The 662-nt window shown below is 68.6% G+C and carries 1 protein-coding gene; it reads right to left on the minus strand.

Going from position 1 to position 662, the window contains the following annotated elements:
* A partial coding sequence (locus tag ABD161_RS15590) for a hypothetical protein (protein WP_344005059.1) occupies window positions 1-662 on the minus strand: 662 nt, incomplete at both ends.

A 662-nucleotide genomic window follows, 5' to 3' on the forward strand; every position in this document is an offset into this window, starting at 1 on the left:
CCCTTCGCTCCCGTGACCTGGTCGTTGATCTCAATCCAGAGCGTTTCCCGGTCGATCCCGTCCCACCCGGGCGCCTTCTCGAATTGCGCCAGCGCCTGCGCGGCATCGTGATCCCCAGCCGAGATCCGCTCCGCGAAAGCCCGCATGCTGTCAGCGATGCCGCCGCCATCGGTTGCCACGGTGGCAGGCCAGCTGGCCGCCTCCTCAAGCGCCTCCGCTGCCCTCTCCTGTCCTGACACGTCGCCGCGGTCATGAGCGGCGATCCACGCTCCGATCCAGTCGCGGTACGCCTCGTACTCATACGTCTTCAGGATCAGAGTCTCCTGACCAAGCCCGTCCATCTCCGTCAACACGTCCGTGACGCGTGCGGAGAGCGTGGCGTCGGTGACGCCGGGAGCGAGCGGCAACCAGTGGGGAAATAGGGACGCGATGACTTCGGGCAGATCGTCGGCGTCGAGATCGAACCACTCCGTGCCGTCCGACTCGGTGCTGGCGATGCTCTCGCTATCGGGCCCGCTGGCCCCGCCCGGGTTGGGCGACCCGAACCAGCCCGTGCGTGCCGCGAAGTCTGTCGCAACCGCACCTACCGGTGCACCGACGGCGATCAACGCCGCCGCTGCGGCGGTCCAGATCGCCCACCGCCGCCGGGGCGGACGAGAAGG

The organism is Microbacterium paludicola (assembly GCF_039529675.1).
Taxonomy (GTDB): Bacteria; Actinomycetota; Actinomycetes; order Actinomycetales; family Microbacteriaceae; genus Microbacterium; species Microbacterium paludicola.